This window comes from Salinicola sp. NYA28a (assembly GCF_976982775.1).
The window spans coordinates 621,585-637,190 of the sequence record NZ_OZ334582.1; the positions used below are offsets into that span (position 1 = coordinate 621,585).

General features: G+C 65.0%; 14 protein-coding genes. 3 read left to right on the forward strand and 11 right to left on the reverse strand.

The features are described 5' to 3' along the window. Positions 1-52: 52 nt before the first annotated feature. From ACWHY3_RS02980 to tnpC, 8 genes are all read right to left on the reverse strand, one after another. The gene (locus tag ACWHY3_RS02980; RefSeq protein ID WP_023007049.1) at positions 53-1,471 is read right to left on the reverse strand and encodes a coniferyl aldehyde dehydrogenase; all 1,419 of its coding nucleotides are present in this window, start codon (positions 1,469-1,471) and stop codon (positions 53-55) included. A gap of 87 nt (positions 1,472-1,558) precedes the next feature. Beyond that, entirely contained in the window at positions 1,559-2,950 is a 1,392-nt protein-coding gene (locus tag ACWHY3_RS02985; RefSeq protein WP_448127533.1) for an NAD-dependent succinate-semialdehyde dehydrogenase, read from the reverse strand. Positions 2,951-3,023: 73 nt separating this feature from the next. Next, positions 3,024-3,854, reverse strand: coding sequence for a nitroreductase family protein (locus ACWHY3_RS02990; RefSeq protein ID WP_034030325.1), 831 nt, complete (start codon positions 3,852-3,854; stop codon positions 3,024-3,026). Between the two features lie 27 nt (positions 3,855-3,881). Next, positions 3,882-4,187: a DUF1330 domain-containing protein gene (locus ACWHY3_RS02995; protein WP_023007046.1), complete on the reverse strand. Its 306-nt coding sequence runs from the start codon at positions 4,185-4,187 to the stop codon at positions 3,882-3,884. An 11-nt stretch (positions 4,188-4,198) separates the two neighbouring features. Then, positions 4,199-4,876, reverse strand: coding sequence for a type 1 glutamine amidotransferase domain-containing protein (locus tag ACWHY3_RS03000; protein WP_034030322.1), 678 nt, complete (start codon positions 4,874-4,876; stop codon positions 4,199-4,201). A 34-nt stretch (positions 4,877-4,910) separates the two neighbouring features. Then, positions 4,911-5,942: an NADP-dependent oxidoreductase gene (locus ACWHY3_RS03005; protein ID WP_023007044.1), complete on the reverse strand. Its 1,032-nt coding sequence runs from the start codon at positions 5,940-5,942 to the stop codon at positions 4,911-4,913. A 134-nt stretch (positions 5,943-6,076) separates the two neighbouring features. Then, positions 6,077-6,688, reverse strand: coding sequence for a TetR/AcrR family transcriptional regulator (locus ACWHY3_RS03010; protein WP_023007043.1), 612 nt, complete (start codon positions 6,686-6,688; stop codon positions 6,077-6,079). Between the two features lie 89 nt (positions 6,689-6,777). Beyond that, a complete protein-coding gene (gene tnpC, locus ACWHY3_RS03015) occupies positions 6,778-8,217 on the reverse strand; it encodes an IS66 family transposase (protein ID WP_023004967.1) in 1,440 nt (479 codons plus the stop codon). A 143-nt stretch (positions 8,218-8,360) separates the two neighbouring features. Here tnpC and ACWHY3_RS03020 point away from each other — a divergent pair, with 143 nt between their 5' ends. Then, positions 8,361-10,163, forward strand: coding sequence for an assimilatory sulfite reductase (NADPH) flavoprotein subunit (locus ACWHY3_RS03020; protein ID WP_087717543.1), 1,803 nt, complete (start codon positions 8,361-8,363; stop codon positions 10,161-10,163). Positions 10,164-10,345: 182 nt separating this feature from the next. Beyond that, a complete protein-coding gene (locus ACWHY3_RS03025; RefSeq protein WP_448127534.1) occupies positions 10,346-12,109 on the forward strand; it encodes an NADPH-dependent assimilatory sulfite reductase hemoprotein subunit in 1,764 nt (587 codons plus the stop codon). Positions 12,110-12,149: 40 nt separating this feature from the next. Here the strand turns inward: ACWHY3_RS03025 and ACWHY3_RS03030 are convergent, their stop codons facing one another. Together ACWHY3_RS03030 and ACWHY3_RS03035 are read right to left on the reverse strand one after the other, a co-directional pair. Further along, on the reverse strand, positions 12,150-12,983 hold the full coding sequence (locus tag ACWHY3_RS03030) for a citryl-CoA lyase (RefSeq protein WP_087717545.1): 834 nt from the start codon (positions 12,981-12,983) through the stop codon (positions 12,150-12,152). Positions 12,984-12,998: 15 nt separating this feature from the next. Beyond that, the gene (locus ACWHY3_RS03035; protein WP_303855926.1) at positions 12,999-14,159 is read right to left on the reverse strand and encodes a CaiB/BaiF CoA transferase family protein; all 1,161 of its coding nucleotides are present in this window, start codon (positions 14,157-14,159) and stop codon (positions 12,999-13,001) included. 165 nt (positions 14,160-14,324) lie between these two features. On the opposite strand from ACWHY3_RS03035, the gene ACWHY3_RS03040 reads away from it, so the two are divergent. After that, positions 14,325-14,990, forward strand: a complete 666-nt coding sequence (locus ACWHY3_RS03040) for an IclR family transcriptional regulator (protein ID WP_303855928.1) — start codon at positions 14,325-14,327, stop codon at positions 14,988-14,990. A 216-nt stretch (positions 14,991-15,206) separates the two neighbouring features. Here ACWHY3_RS03040 and ACWHY3_RS03045 read toward each other — a convergent pair whose 3' ends face one another. Further along, entirely contained in the window at positions 15,207-15,575 is a 369-nt protein-coding gene (locus ACWHY3_RS03045) for a hypothetical protein (RefSeq protein ID WP_448127535.1), read from the reverse strand. Positions 15,576-15,606: the final 31 nt, after the last annotated feature.

Genomic DNA, 15,606 nt, shown 5'->3' on the forward strand with positions numbered 1-15,606 from the left:
GTATTCAGCTCCGTAGGTTTACGAAGGGCGGTGTGCTCCGCCCAGGAAAAAATCATTCGCTCAGCTGTGCCTCGACCGCTTTCTGCTTGTCGGCATAGGGCGCGCGCAGCGCCAGGCTGGAGGTCCCGTCCGGGCTCTGCATCACCACGGCCTTGGCGTGGCTGAAACGCCGGAACCCATGGATGCCGTGGTAGGCGCCGATGCCGGAAGGGCCGATACCGCCAAACGGCAGATCCTCGATAAAAGCGTGGATCAGCGTGTCGTTGATCACTGCTGCACCCGAGGTGGTGCGTTCGGTGAAGCGCTTTTGACGCGTTGCGTCGCTGCCGAAGTAGTACGCGGCCAGCGGACGCGGATGGGCATTGACGTAGTCGATGGCATGGTCAAGATCCGGGCAGTTCACCAGCGGCAGGACCGGCCCGAAGATTTCTTCCTGCATCACGCGCATCGTATCGTCGGGATCCAGTACAAGCGTCGGTGCCAGCAGGCGGGTCGCAGGATCGGCATCTGCTTCGCCGTCCGGTGCAAGACTGATGACGGTTGCTCCCTTGGCCTGGGCGTCATCGAGCAACACCTGCAGGCGCTGGAAGTGCCGATCGTTGACAACGGCGGTGTAATCGGTGTTGCTTCCCAGATCTGGATAAGTGGCCGCAACGAACGCGCGGGCGTGCTCGATGAACGCCTCGCGTGCGGACGGCGGCAGAAGCACATAATCGGGGGCGATGCAGATCTGCCCGGCGTTGAATGTCTTGGATGTGAGCACCCGCTCGGCCACTATCTTGATGTCGGCGTCCACGTCGACGAGCACGGGCGATTTGCCGCCAAGTTCCAGCGTTACCGGTACAAGGTTCTCGGACGCGGCGCGCATCACAAGACGCCCCACTGCCGTGCTGCCCGTGTAAATGAGATGGTCGAACGGTTGCGCGGTGAAGGCGGCGCCGACTTCGGCGTCTCCGAGCACGACGCCGAATTCGAGCGCATCGAAATAGCGCGGAATCTGCTCGGCCAGCAGATCGGAGGTGCGGGGCGTCAGTTCGGACGGCTTGAGCAGCGCGCGGTTGCCGGCGGCGAACACGCCTGCGAGTGGCCCGAACGAGAGGTTGATCGGGAAGTTCCAGGGGCTGATGATGCCTACTACACCGAGTGGCTGGTATTCCACGCGTGCCTGCACGCCCGGCATACCGGCGTCTTGCGCTTCGGGTCGCATCCAATGTTCGAGTTGCTCGCGCGCGTGGCGCATGCTCTTGATGGGCGCAAGCACATCGGTGGCCAGTGTCTGATAGGGGCTGCGGTGGCCATAATCGGCGCGAATGGCCGATTCCAGCTGCGCGCGGTTATCGGACAACAGGCGTTCGGCGCGAGCGAGCCGATCCCGCCGCTGTTCGGCGTCCGCCGGGCCATCGCTCAGGTGCGCCTGCTTCATCGCCGCGACGACGCCAGGCAGGCGCGTGATCAGATCGGATGTACTCATGAGGGTTTCCTGAGTTCGGTTAACGTTGAACGTCGGCCGTGGACGCGAAACGGCGGCCGGCGGTACCGTGCCGCCGGCCCGCTTGCATCAGAACGGCGCGTCGATGTCGACCACGTCGATCAGCTTGTGGTTGACGAACTCCTTGAGGCCCAGGCCGAGCAACTCTCGGCCGTAGCCAGAGCGGCGTACGCCGCCGAACGGCAGGTCGGCCTTGGCCATGGTCGGGTGGTTGACGAACACCATGCCGGTGGAGATGCGCTTGGCGACTTCGGCGCCATGTTTGGCGTCGGCGGTGAACACCGAGCCGCCCAGGCCGAACGGCGAGTCGTTGGCGATGGCGATCGCTTCTTCCTCATCGGCGGCGCGGTAGATCAGCGACACCGGCCCGAAGAATTCCCAGTAGTAGGCCGGGTTGTCCGGAGTCAGGCCGGTGAGGATCGTCGGCTGCACGAAGGCACCTTGCGCCGGCACCTTGGGCCCCACCTCGGTCGCGGTCGCGCCGTGGGCGACGGCCTGGCGGATCTGTTCCTTGACGTCGTCGGCGGCCTTCTGCGAGGACAGCGGCGCCAGGGTGGTAGCGGGGTCGAACGGATCGCCCGCCTTGAGCCCGGCCACGCCCTCGGTGTAGCGGCGCAGGAACTCATCGTAGATGGCCTCGACCAGGATGATGCGCTTGGAGGACACGCAGACCTGGCCGGCGTTCCAGTGGCGGCCGAACACCGCCCACTTCACGGTCTTGTCCAGCTCGGCGTCGGCCAGCACCACGAAGGCGTCGGCGCCACCGAGTTCCAGCGTGGACTTCTTCAGCGCCTTGCCAGCCTGGGCGGCGACCACCGCGCCTGCGCCTTCCGAGCCGGTCAGCGCCACGCCGTGCACGCGCGGGTCGTTGAGGATGATCTCGATGTGGTGCCGCGCCGCATAGAGGTTCTTGAAGGCGCCCGCGGGCAGGCCTGCTTCGAGCATCAGCTTCTCGAAGGCATCCGCGCTCTGCGGCACGTTGGAGGCGTGCTTGAGCAGCAGCGTGTTGCCCGCGGCCAGTTGCGGGGCCAGGATGCGGGCGATCTGGTAGTAGGGGAAATTCCACGGCTCGATCGCCAGGATCACACCCAGCGGCTCGTGTACCAGCAACGCGTCGCCCTCGGCGGGATCGGCCACGGTCAGTTTCTCCGGTGCCAGCAGGGCCTCGGCGTTCTTCACGTAATACTCGAAGATGCGCGCGGAAAGTTCGACCTCGGCCAGTGCCTCGGCGGTGATCTTGCCCATCTCCAGGGTCAGCAGTTTCGCGTAGTCGCCAGCCTTGGCGCGCAGCAGGTCTGCGGCACGCTGCAGGATGGCACCGCGCTCGGTGAACGAGCGCTCGCGCCAGGACAGGAAGGCTTCGTGCGCAGCGGCGATGGCCTGTTCCACCTCGGCGTCGGTGGCGTCCGGGAAGGTCTTCAGGGTCTCGCCGGTGTAGGGGTTGATGGTGGCGTATGCCATGTTCGATGATTCCTTGTGACAGTGGATGGAGGAAGGCGTCACGGCCTGCAGAGCCGGAGCGCGGACGAGGAATTCAGCGCAGGGTGAAGCCGAGCGCGTTCAGGGCTTCGCGCAGGCGATGGCGGCCCATCAGCGCGCCGGGGCTGCCGATGCGTTGCACCGACACTTGCGACCAGGGCCGGTCGTCACGCTGCTGCTCCTGCTGGAAGCGGCGCATCAGCGGGTCGTAGTGCGCCACCGCGGCGGCCTCGCCGGCAGCGTCGTAGCGTTCGTGATGCAGCACCGCCGGCTGTGCCAGGCGCGGCTTGACTTCGGCCGGGCGGGCCGGATCGGGATGGCCCACGCACATGCCGAACACCACGAAACTGTCCTGCGGCAGCCCCAGTTCAGCGGCGACCTGCTCTGGATGGTTGCGCATGCCGCCGATGTAGACGATACCCAGCCCCAGGGCTTCGAAGGCGTTCGCCGCGTTCTGCGCGGCTAACGCGGTGTCGACCGCTCCGACGGTGTAGCTCTCCAGGTAATCGATACCGTCGGTCGCGGCACCCTGCGCGGCACCGAGTCGGCGCAGCCGCGACCAGTCGGCGACCCAGGCCAGAAACAGCGGTGCCTCGGCCACGTGGCGCTGACCGCCGGCCAACGCGGCCAGGCGGGCGCGCCGCGCGGGGTCGCGCACGGCGATCACGCTCCATGGCTGCAGGTTGGACGAACTGGAGGCTGATTGCGCGGCAGCGATGGCGAGTTGAAGTGCCTCGTCGTCGACCGGTTGATCGGTGTAGGCGCGCACTGATCGGTGCTCCAGCAGCGCGGCCAGCGCGGCGGGAACAGGGGGCAGCGGCAGGGCGGCGGCCTCGCCATAGCGGGCCTGCCATGCGGAGGCTGGGTCGATCTGATGGGAAGTCATTCCAGAATCCTGTGCGTGTTAGGGGACTCAGGCCGCAGGTGTCGCGCCGATGCCGTCAAGCAACAGCACGCGGTAGTCCGCGCCCTTGAACCGGTGCACCCGTGCTGCCTGGTAAGCGGGGCTGTGATACCAGGCGCGTGCGGCCTGCATGTCGGAAAAGCGCAGGATCACGCCGCCCTCGATCGCCGGTCCCTCCAGCACCTCGAAATCGCCATAGAACGCCAGCGGCGTCAGATCGTGTCCTTCGCGCGCGGCTGGAGCCTGCCTCGCATAGATGTCAAGTTCGGTGGCGTCGAGGGTGCGTTCGCGCAGGAAAACCACGTAAGCGGACATGTTCAATCTCCTCACAGAAGGGCGAGCAGCGCCTTGGCGGCGTCGGCGGACGAGGCAGGGTTCTGGCCGGTGACCAGAAGGCCGTCGGTCAGCACGTGGGACTGCCAGTCGCCGCCCTTGCTGTAATGACCGCCATTGGCCTTGAGCACGTCCTCGACCAGAAACGGCACCACATCGGTCAGGCCAACCGCAGCCTCCTCGCTGTTGCTGAAACCGGTCACCTGCTTGCCGGCGACCAGCGGCTTGCCGTCGGCATCCTTGACGTGGCGCAGCACGCCAGGTGCGTGGCAGACCGTTCCGACCGGCTTGTTCGCCTTGACCGCCGCTTCGATCAGACCGATCGAGACCGGGTCTTCAGCCAGGTCCCATAGCGGGCCGTGGCCGCCGGGATAGAACACTGCATCGAAGTCGCCGATGGCGACCTCGGCCAGCTTGCGGGTGTTGGCCAGGGCCTTGACCGCGTCAGCGTCGGCCAGGAAGCGACGGGTCGCCTCGGTCTGGGCGTCGGGTTCGTCGCTCTTGGGGTCGAGCGGCGGCTGGCCGCCCTTGGGCGAGGCCAGGGTCAGCTTCGCGCCGGCATCGAGGAAGGCATAGTAGGGGGCAGCCAGTTCCTCCAGCCAGAAGCCGGTTTTCCTGCCAGTGTTGCCGAGTTGGTCGTGCGAAGTGAGGATGACGAGAATATTGGCCATAGCGGCTCTCCTTTGGAGGTTCGAAGTGAAAGACTCAGGGGGTGCCGACTCGTACCACGACCTTGCCGAAGTGCCTGCCGGCGAGCAGGTCGATCAGCGCCTGGGGCGCATGTTCCAGGCCCTCGACGAAGTCTTCGCGGACCGAGACCTTGCCCTCGGCGACCCATGCGCCCATGTCGCGCTGAAACGCCGCGAAACCGTCGGCGTAGTGGTCGCCGATGATGAAACCCTGCAGCAGCAGGCGCTTGCGCAGAACCAGCCCCAGCATCATCGGCATGCGGTCCGGGCCAGGTGGCAGGTCGGTGTCGTTGTAGTGGGCGATCAGCCCGCACACCGGCACGCGGGCGCCGACGTTCAGTCGCGGCAGCACGGTGTCGAGCACCGTGCCGCCGACGTTCTCGTAGTAGACGTCGATACCCTGCGGCGTCGCGGTAGCCAGTTGTTCGGCAAAGTCGGGCGCGCGGTGGTCGAGGCAGACATCGAAGCCGAACGCTTCGCGCGCGTAGCGGCATTTTTCCGGCCCGCCGGCGATGCCGATGGCGCGCGCGCCCTTTAGCCGGGCAAGCTGCCCAACTACCGAGCCGACCGCGCCGATGGCGGAGGCGACGACCACAGTCTCGCCCGGCTGCGGCCGGCCGATGTTCAGCAGGCCGTGGTAGGCGGTGAAGCCGGGCATGCCGAGCACGCTCAGCGCCAGCGAAGGATTCGTGGTCCGGGAATCGAGCACGACCAGTCCACGACCGTCGGAAAGCGTATGGCTCTGCCAACCCGTGTCGCCGACGACCAGGTCGCCAACCTTGAATGCCGGGTCGTGCGAAACCTCCACCCGGCTCACCGCGCCGCCGGTCATCACCTCGCCTAGCGCTACGGGTGGAGCATAGGACGGAGCATCGCTCATTCGCCCCCGCATATACGGGTCGAGCGAGAGGTACAGCGTGCGCAGCAGGAGCTGGCCCTTGCCTGGCTCAGGCAGCGATTCCTGTTCCAGCCGGAAGTCGTCTGGCGTCGGCTCACCCGAGGGGCGTGAGGCAAGTACGATGCGGGTTTGCAGGATCGCAGTGGTCATCGCTGACTCCTGAAAAGGACGGCCGAAACGGACTCATGTGCGTGCGTGGAAGCAAAGTTTGTCATCTGATTGAATTAGACCGGTCGTATACAGTTTGGGCAAAAAAAAAAGCTACGAGGACTTTTTTCTGTCTGTCAGGCGCAGCGTCGAAGATGAGAAGACAGGCCTAGCAGGCCCTGCGTAGCAGCCAGCGCGGCCTCCATGGGTACACGGTCGCGCGTGAGCTTGGCGCGCAGGCTCGCGCCCAGCCACAACTGGTACAACGTGTTCGCCGTTGTGCTGGCATCCAGCTCAACCGGAAGCGAGCCGTCGCTGGCGCCATCCTCGATGGCGCTGGCCAAACGCGCGATCACTCGCGTGGTGCCCTGTTCAAGAACTAAACGCATCGCCTCGGAGAGGTCGCTGACCTCCGCAGCCAGCTTGACCGCCAGACACTTGCCCTTCGGGTCACAGGCTGCCTGGGTCTCCAGCCAGTACTCGAAATAGGCGATCAGTCGCTGTGCTGCGGAAAGATCAGGACGACTCAGCAGATTATCGAGCGAAGCCAGGTAATCGGCGAAGTAATCCTCCAGCAGCGCTTCGCCAAAGACCTCCTTGGAGCCGAAGTAATGGTAGAAGGAACCCTTCGGCACGCCGGAAGCCTGGAGAACCTCGTTCAGGCCCACGGCGCTGAAGCCCTTTCCCGCGATAATGATCCGGGCGGTATCGAGGATATGTTGGCGGACGTCGTTCGTGGCATTAGTCATGGTTTGTATCTTACCCTGAAACTAGACCGGTCGTCTACAATCATCGGGCAAGTTGATGATGACAGTTAAAAGCTATGTAACTATTCAGGTCACGCTGCCTGATCCAGGCCGTCCCGACGCATGAATTCGGGCACTTCACCGGCAAACAACTGTTCTAGTGCGGTGTGCGCTGCCAGGCCCTGCTTGACCGCCGTCGAGAGGAAGCTGCGCATCCGGCAGAAGATCTCGGCACCTTCCCAGGAGCGGAAACAGCCTGAAATCTTCTGCTGGACCTTGGTCATCCGCAGGTCACGCTCCCCTTGGTTATTGGTGAAGGGCGCGGCGGGGTCGTCGAGGAAACGCAGCACATCGTCCTCGTACGCCTGGAGACGTTCGAGCAGGTTACGTGCCTTGGTACGTTTGGCACGACCGCGCTTTCCCGGTGGTGGTGGGATCGGTGGCGGACACTCGGTCTCACCCTCTGTCAGGCACTGCCGATAGCGGACTCGCCAGCGTTGCGCCTCTTCGGGCGAGAGCGTGCCACCGGCAGCGTCAACGGCCTGATGCATCTCCAGCAGCAGATCATGCAGCGCCTTGGCCCACTTTTGGTGGTCATTTTCCCAGGCCGCAGTCAATTCACGCAGGTGATGGGCGTTGCAAAGTGCGTGGCGGCAATCCGCGTAGCGGTAGTAAGGCTTCCAGTGATCATGCACCAGCACCCCCTGGACATAGGGCAGGATGCCGATGGCATCCATGGCCTCCTGACCTCGCTTGGCGTGAGGCGCCAAGTAGGTCAGGGCGTCATTCGAGGCGCTGTGCAGCCAGTAGCGCTTGCCGCCGACCTGCATCCCGGTCTCGTCGGCATGCACGGTCGCGGCTTGCCTCAGCGCCGGGATCGCCCACTCGGCAAACGCCTCGGCGCGCTGATAGGCCTCTTGATTGAAGGCGAACAGCGTGCCGGTGCTCAGCGATAGATCGCACTGTGAGGCCAGCAGCGCCTGGATGCGGGCATAGGGCAGCAACTGATACTGCGAGAGATAGACGACATGCGCCTTGAGACGTGGGCCATACTGGATCGGGCGGGTCACGCCGTCGGGAAACGGCGCCACATGGCGCCGCCCGAGATCGTCCTCCAGCACCTCGGCGCGATACTCGGTGACGACGGCCTGGATCACGATGTCTTGCACCTGGCGCGTTTCGATGCCGACCGAGCGATAGGTGCGCCCTTTGGGCAAGGTGCGGCGATCGACGCGCAACGACACGATCTCGTCGGGATCGGTGACCGGCGCCAGCGTCTTGCCTTCGTGACCCGGTTGCCCGCCAGGGCGACGCTCGCCCTTGGCCCGGGAACGGCGTTGGCGGTTGGGGTCTTGTGACGGCGGCTTGCTGCTGTTGCGGCTGCTGGTGGCCAGTCGGTCGGCCATCAGCTTGACCAGCAGCATCAGCACGTCGATGGCAGCACGCAAGGAAGGCGAGACCGTGTGGTCTTCCTTGAGCTGCTGCCGGACCCGTTCCAGGGCCTCGTCGACGTTGATATCGCTGATGGTCATGTCACCGCATAGACGTGCCGAAGGATCAGGCACACTATGCCAAAAAAATCAGGTGGTTGGCGACATGCCATCCGCAGCCACCTGAATAGTTACTTTCTTTTTTGACCATCGATATATCGATACCGAGTGCCGAGAGGTCGTGGATGGCTCCGAACTTGCTGACCGACACCAACAGCCCCCTGAATGCCGATCAGGCCAGACGCGTGCAGCAGGCGCTGGCGGATCTGGATGCCGCCCAGCGCCAGTGGTTGAGCGGATATCTGGCCGGCCTCAACGCCCAGTCCGCAGGGGCGCCCCAGGCCGGCAATGCGCAGACGGCGCCAACGCCTTCCGCAGCGCTGACCGTGCTCTACGGCAGCCAGACCGGCAATGCCGAAGGAGTGGCCGAACTGGCCGCCGAGCGTGCCCGCGCCCAGGGATTCGACGTCACGCTGGCGAGCATGGCGGACGCCGGCAAGAAGACCTTGAAGGCGGTCGAGCGGCTGCTGGTCGTCGTCAGTACCCAGGGCGACGGCGACCCGCCCGATCCGGCGCTCGAATTCCACGAGCTGATGATGGGCCGCAAGGCGCCGAAACTGGCGGGGCTGCGTTTCGCCGTGCTGGGGCTGGGTGATGCCAGTTATGAACACTTCTGTCACACGGCGAAGGAGTTTGACGCCCGGCTTGCCGAACTCGGGGGCGAGGCGATCCTCGAGCGGACCGATTGCGACGTGGACTACGAAGAGAAGGCCGAGGCCTGGATCGACCAGGTGCTCGAGTCGCTGGCCGGCGATCTCGCCACGCCGCCCCCGGCCCAGGCCGCTGACGCCGGCATGTCGCAGAGTGCCCAGCCGCGCTATTCCAAGAAGCATCCGTTCATGGCCGAGGTGCTGACCAGCCAGCCGCTCAACGGCCGCGGCTCGGACAAGCAGACGCTGCATCTCGAGCTGTCGCTGGAAGACTCCGGGCTCGAATACCTGCCGGGCGATGCCGTCGGTGTGGTGCCGCAGAACGATCCCGCCCACGTCGACGAGCTGATCGAGATGCTCAAGCTCGATGCCGAATCGCCGCTGGAGGAAGGGCGTGTGCTGCGCGACGCGCTGCTGACGGACTTCGAGGTGACCACGCTCACGCGGCCGTTCCTGCAGCAGTGGGCCGAATGGTCGCAGGCGCCGGAACTGCGCCGGTTGCTGAGTGAAGAGGCCCGCGACGAGTTGCGCGACTGGCTGCAGGGGCGCCATATCATCGACGTGATCGAACAGTTCCCGGTGGATGGCATCGATGCCGCCCAGTTCTCGGCAGCGCTGCGCAAGTTGCCGCCACGCCTCTACTCCATCGCCTCGAGCCAGGCCGCGGCTCCGGACGAAGTGCATCTCACCGTTGCCGTGGTGCGCTACGCCACCCACGGGCGATCCCGCAACGGCGTGACCACGAATTACCTGGCGGACCAAATCGAGCCCGGCGACCGTGTGCCGATCTACATCGACCGCAACAAGCAGTTCAAGCTGCCCGACGATGACGACGCGCCGCTGATCATGATCGGCCCCGGCACCGGCGTCGCCCCGTTTCGCGCCTTCCTGCAGGAGCGGGAGGAGCGTGGCGCCAGCGGCGATAACTGGCTGTTCTTCGGCGACCGTCATTTCCGCAGCGATTTCCTGTATCAGGCGGAGTGGCTCAAATGGCGCCAGCATGGGCTGCTCACGCGGCTCGACGTCGCCTTTTCCCGCGATCAGCCCGAGAAAGTCTACGTTCAGGACCGGCTGCGCGAGCAGGCGGAAACGCTCTACGCCTGGCTGGAAGCGGGCGCGTATGTCTACGTCTGCGGCGATGCCGAATTCATGGCGCCGGACGTGCATCAGGCACTGCGCGATGTCATCCGCGAGCAGGGCGGGCATGGCGAAGCCGGCGCCGATGATTATTTGCGTCAGATGCAGCAGGAGAAGCGTTATCAGCGCGACATCTATTAGAAAACTGTCTGCACTCGCCCATACGTCGTTAAAAATCGGCCCTCGATGCTCATTGACAACCACGTTAACTCCGCATGAGTGCCGATTTTTGCCTAGTCTGGCCTTCGTTCGATCAGTTTTCTGGCGATTGCGGTACGACGACCAAATAGATACGACATCTAGCTCCAGTAGAGGAGGCCGACATGGACATCATCGCCAAACTGCGTGACGTACACTGGGATGAGCTGCATCCCAACGAGCGGCTCAAGGTGGAAAGCGATTACCTGCGGGGCACGCTCGAGGAAGGGCTGGCGGATCGCGCCACTGGCGCCGTTGCCGAGGACGATACCCAGCTGACCAAGTTTCACGGCTTCTACCAGCAGGACGACCGCGACCTGCGCGACGAGCGCCGGCATCAGAAGCTCGAACCGCTCTACAGCTTCATGGTGCGGTTGCGCCTGCCCGGCGGGTTGGTCACGCCCGAGCAGTGGCGGACTCTCGATGACGTCGCTTCACGCTACGCCAACGGCACGCTGCGGATCACGACCCGCCAGACGTTCCAGTATCACGGCGTGCTCAAGGAGAACCTGCGCCCACACTTGCAGACGATCCATCAGGCCATGGTGGACACCATCGCCGCCTGTGGCGACGTCAATCGCAACGTGATCTGCACCGCCAACCCGTATCGCTCGGCGGTGCATCGCCGGGTCTACGAGCTGAGTCACGAGATCAGCACTCGCCTGCTGCCTCGCACCCGGGCCTATCACGAGATCTTTCTGGGTGAGGAGCGCGTGGCCGGCGGCGCCGAGGAGCGCACGGATGCGGCGGCAGAGAGTGAATCGCCGACGCTCGATCCCAAGGAGCCGCTCTACACCCGCCATTACCTGCCGCGCAAGTTCAAGGTGGCGCTGGCGATCCCGCCGGAGAACGACGTCGATCTGTTCGCCCACGACGTTGGTTTCATCGCCGACGTGGTCGACGGAGAGCTTCACGGCTTTACCGTCTGTATCGGCGGCGGCATGGGCATGACCCATGGCGAGCCGACGACCTTCCCGCGTCTTTCCGATCCCATCGGCTACTGCACGCCGGAAGCGGTGCCCGCCGTGGCCGAGGCGATCATGCTGGTGCAGCGCGACAACGGCAATCGCCGCGACCGCAAGCAGGCACGCTTGAAATATACCGTCGAAGAGATGGGACTCGAGGCGTTCAAGGCCGAGGTGGAACAGCACCTGGGCGAGGCACTGGCACCGGCGCGCGATTATCACTTCGACGATAACGGCGATCGGCTGGGCTGGGTGCAGGGCGACGACGGCCGCTGGCACTATGGCCTGTTCGTCCAGAACGGGCGCCTTGCCGACTTCCCGGATGGCCCGCAGCTGCGAACCGGCCTGAGGGAGATCGCCGAACAGCATGACGGCGATCTGGTGCTCACCACCAATCAGAACGTGATCATCACCCAGGTCGACGAGTCCCGCCGCGAAGCCATCGACGCGCTGCTGGATCGCCATCGGCTGGTCGCGGAAACCTCACCACTACGGCGCAACGCCATGGCCTGCGTGGCATTCCCGACCTGCGGGCTGGCGATGGCGGAAAGCGAGCGTTACCTGCCCTCGCTGATCGACAAGCTCGAAGCCGTGATGCGCGAAGCGGGGCTGGCCGACGATGCGATCATCGTCCGCATGACCGGTTGCCCCAACGGCTGCGCGCGACCGTATCTCGCCGAGATCGGCTTCGTCGGCAAGGCGCCGGGGCACTACAACCTCTACCTCGGCGGCGGCTTCAGCGGCCAACGGCTGAACAAGCTCTACCGCGAGAACATCAATGAAGCGACCATCCTCGAGGCACTGACACCGCTGATCCAGCGCTACGCCGCCGAGCGCGAGGAGGGCGAGCCCTTCGGCGACTTCGTGATTCGCACGGGAGTCATTGCAGAGACCAAGGCCGGACGCGAGTTTCACGAGGTCTGAGCGCTCCCGAGCGGGGAGTGGGTAATATGGCTACGTGTGGCTACGCCCGCTCCGGTACCGGACGCTTGGCCGGGCCGCCGTAGGGCCATAGCCAGCCCTTGGGCATCGGGCCCTTGTTGCGGCCGCCCTGGCACTGCTGCTCCCAGGCGTGGGCGAGAATGCCGACCGAGCGCGAGAGACAGAACAGGCCGCGTGCCAGCGGGGCGGGGAAGCCCAGTTCGGCGTAGATCACGGCGGTGGCGCCGTCGATGTTGAGCGGGATCGGCTTGCCCTTCATGGCGATGAGCTGACGCTCGACCTCGCGGGCGATGGCGACGAAGCCGCCTTCGACCTCGCCGCGTCCGGCGGCTTCTTCCACCAGTTGCAGCAGTCGCGGTCCGCGAGGATCGACGGGATGGAAGCGATGGCCGAAGCCGGGGATGATCTTCGTCCGGCTGCGTTGCCATTCGGCGATGCCTTCCTGAACGGCGGTCGCCAGATCCGCTCCGCCGGCCTGGTGCTCCTGAATCGACCGATACAGTTCGACGGCCTGTTCGCCAGCGCCGCCGTGAACGTCATCGAGCACGTTGACGGCGGAGGCCATGGCGTTGTTGAGACTGCTGCCGCAGGTTACCGCCATCCGCGCGATGGCGATGCTCGGTGCCTGGGGGCCGTGGTCGACGGCACTCATCAGCGCCGCTTCCAGTAGGTTGGATTGCGGCCGGGTGGGCAGCTCGCCGCAGGTCATCAGCCACACCATGTCGGCGAAGCCGACGTTGCCGACCAGCTCCTCGATGGGATAGCCGCGATAACGGATCTCGCCGGGGCGCATGTCGATGATGTCGGTCTTCCACCACTGCTGGGCCTGGTATTCGGGCGTGTGAGTATCGGTCATGGGATATCTCCGGTTTTATTCGTCGTTGGCGGCGTGCGCCGGTAGCAAGGTGGCGTTGTCCTGACCCAGGCGCGGCGGGGGGGAGGCGACGCGGGGCGCCTGTCCATCGAAGCGATAGCCGCCGCTGACCACTTCCAGCGGCCGGCCGATAGGGGAGTTGTCGAAACGCTCGATCAGACCACGATCACGAACCTGCGGGTGTGCCAGCGCTTCGGCGACGCTATAGACAGGGCCGGCGGGAATGCCGGCGTCGACCAGCCTTGGCCACCAGTATTCGGTCGTTTCCTGTTTCAGCACCGCTTCGATGCAGTCGCTCAGCGCCTTGCGATTGTCCAGGCGCGCCTGGCGCTGGGCGAAGCGGTCATCGGCCAGCCATTCCGGATGTTCGAGCAGGTGGCAGATCGCCTCGAACTGCTCCTGCTTGTTGGCGGCGATGTTGATCAGGCCATCGGCAGTCGCGAAGGTGCCGGACGGGCTGGCGGTGACGTTGTCGTTGCCCAGCGGCTGCGGCGGCTTGCCGGCGACGAGCAGGTTGGATACCGCCCAGCCCATGGTGGCGAGCACGGATTCGAGCATCGAGATGTCGACGAAATGCGCCTTGCGCGGCCGTTCGGCCAGAGCCGCGTTGATCGCCATCGCCGCGGTCAGCCCGCCGACGGTGTCGGCCAGTGGATAGCCGACCCGATAGGGCGCGTTTTCCGGTGCGCCGGTAATGCTCATCACACCCGCCATGCCCTGGATGATCTGGTCGTAGGCCGGATAGTTCGCCAGCGGGCCGTCCTGGCCGAAGCCGGAAATCGCGCAGTAGACCAGCTCGGGATTGGCCTGGCGCAACGTCTCGAAGCCGAGCCCGAGACGCTGCATGACGCCGGGGCGGAAGTTCTCCACCACGACATCGGCGGTCGCCACCAGTTCGAGAAAGGCGTCGCGATCGTCCGGCTGCTTGAGATCCAGCGCCACCGAGCGCTTGCCGGCATTCTGGGCGAGAAAGGATACCCCCATCAGGTCCTGGTTGAGAGCGGGATCCGCGCCGAGCTGGCGAGCCAGATCGCCACCCTGGGGACGCTCGACCTTGATTACCTCGGCGCCGAGATGGGCGAGCTGGTGGCAGCAGAATGGCCCGGCCAGCACGTTGGTCAGATCGAGTACCCGGTAACCGGTCAATGGCGATGACATTATTCCTCCTGGTGAAACCGATTCTTTTAGAGAGAATATTGTTCGCCGGGGTGAGTTGCAATACCGTTTTGCCTGTCGCAACATTCGCCATTAGTTCAAGCTGCATCAGTCATCCAGACTAGCCAGTCATCCAAACTACGATCACCAGAAACAAAGGAGCGTCATATGGCCCAGCGGCGTGTCGAAGCCGTCGAGCGAGCGCTGACCCTGCTCGAGGCGTTCTCCCAGGAGCGGCGCGAGTTTTCGTTGACCGAACTGGCCAATGCGACCGGGTTCTACAAGAGCACCATCCTGCGGCTGATGGCGTCGCTGGAACACTTCGGGTATGTCACCCGTGACGAGCGAGGCATTTATCGCGTCGGCCCGGCGGTATCGCGCTTGGCGCCGCTGGCGGGCGAAGGGCCGCAGCTCGAGAACCTGGTGCGGCCGATCCTGGAGTCCCTGCGCGATGCCAGCGAGGAGACCGCCTCCTTCTACGTGCGCGACGGTGACCACCGGATCTGCCGTCTGCGCGAGAATGGGCGGTTGGAAGTGCGCCATCACCTGGAGGAAGGCGTCAGGCTGCCACTGGGACGCGGCGCGGCTGGCCGCGTGCTCAATTACGAGACGCCCCGGGGTCAGGTGGCGGTATCGAGCGGGGAGCGACAGGCCGGCCTGTCGGCGGCGGCCATCGGCATCTACAACGGCGAGGGCGAGTTGATGGGGGCGCTGGCGCTGTCCGGGCCCAGCGAGAGATTCAACCAGGCGGTCAGGGATCGCCATGTGCCTCTGCTGACGCAGTACGCGCCGCGCCTCGAGCGGCAGTGGCCACGCTCGCTGCGCACTGTCTGACACCGCCGCCAGGCATCATCGAGTCCAGTCGCCAAAGCGGAACGAACGTCAAAACGGAGCGAACGTCAAAACGGAACGAACGCGCCGGACGGCTCTTGGGCGAGTCGTCCGGCGCGGTTGTCTTTGCGTGGCTGTCTGGCGCTTCTGTCCATGGCGGCTGGCCGCCCGTGAACCGCCCGGCGTGTTGCCGGGCCGCGCTCACCGGTCGGGCCAAACCTACTGGATCAGGCCCACTTCCCTGGAGACATCCTCGATATCGGCGATTTGCTGCTCCACGTACGCCTTGAACTCTGCCCCGCTGCGATCGAACGGGATCAGCCCGTTCTGCTGCATGACGTCCTTCCACTCCTGGCTTTCGTAAACCTGGTGCAGGGCGTCTTCCCACCAGACCACGTCCTCATCGGAAAGCTTCGGCGGCAGGTAGAAACCACGCCAGTTGATGCCTTCGACATCCACGCCCTGCTCCTTGGCGGTGGGGAAGTCGCTGAGCGCACCGGGCAGTCGCCCGTCGCCTTTCGGGAATGACCGGTTTCCACTCCGGGGAAGAGGCGTCAAACTACCCGGATGCGTCGTTTCCGGCTCCACGGGCCGGTGTCCGCTCGACAGTGCTGGCGAA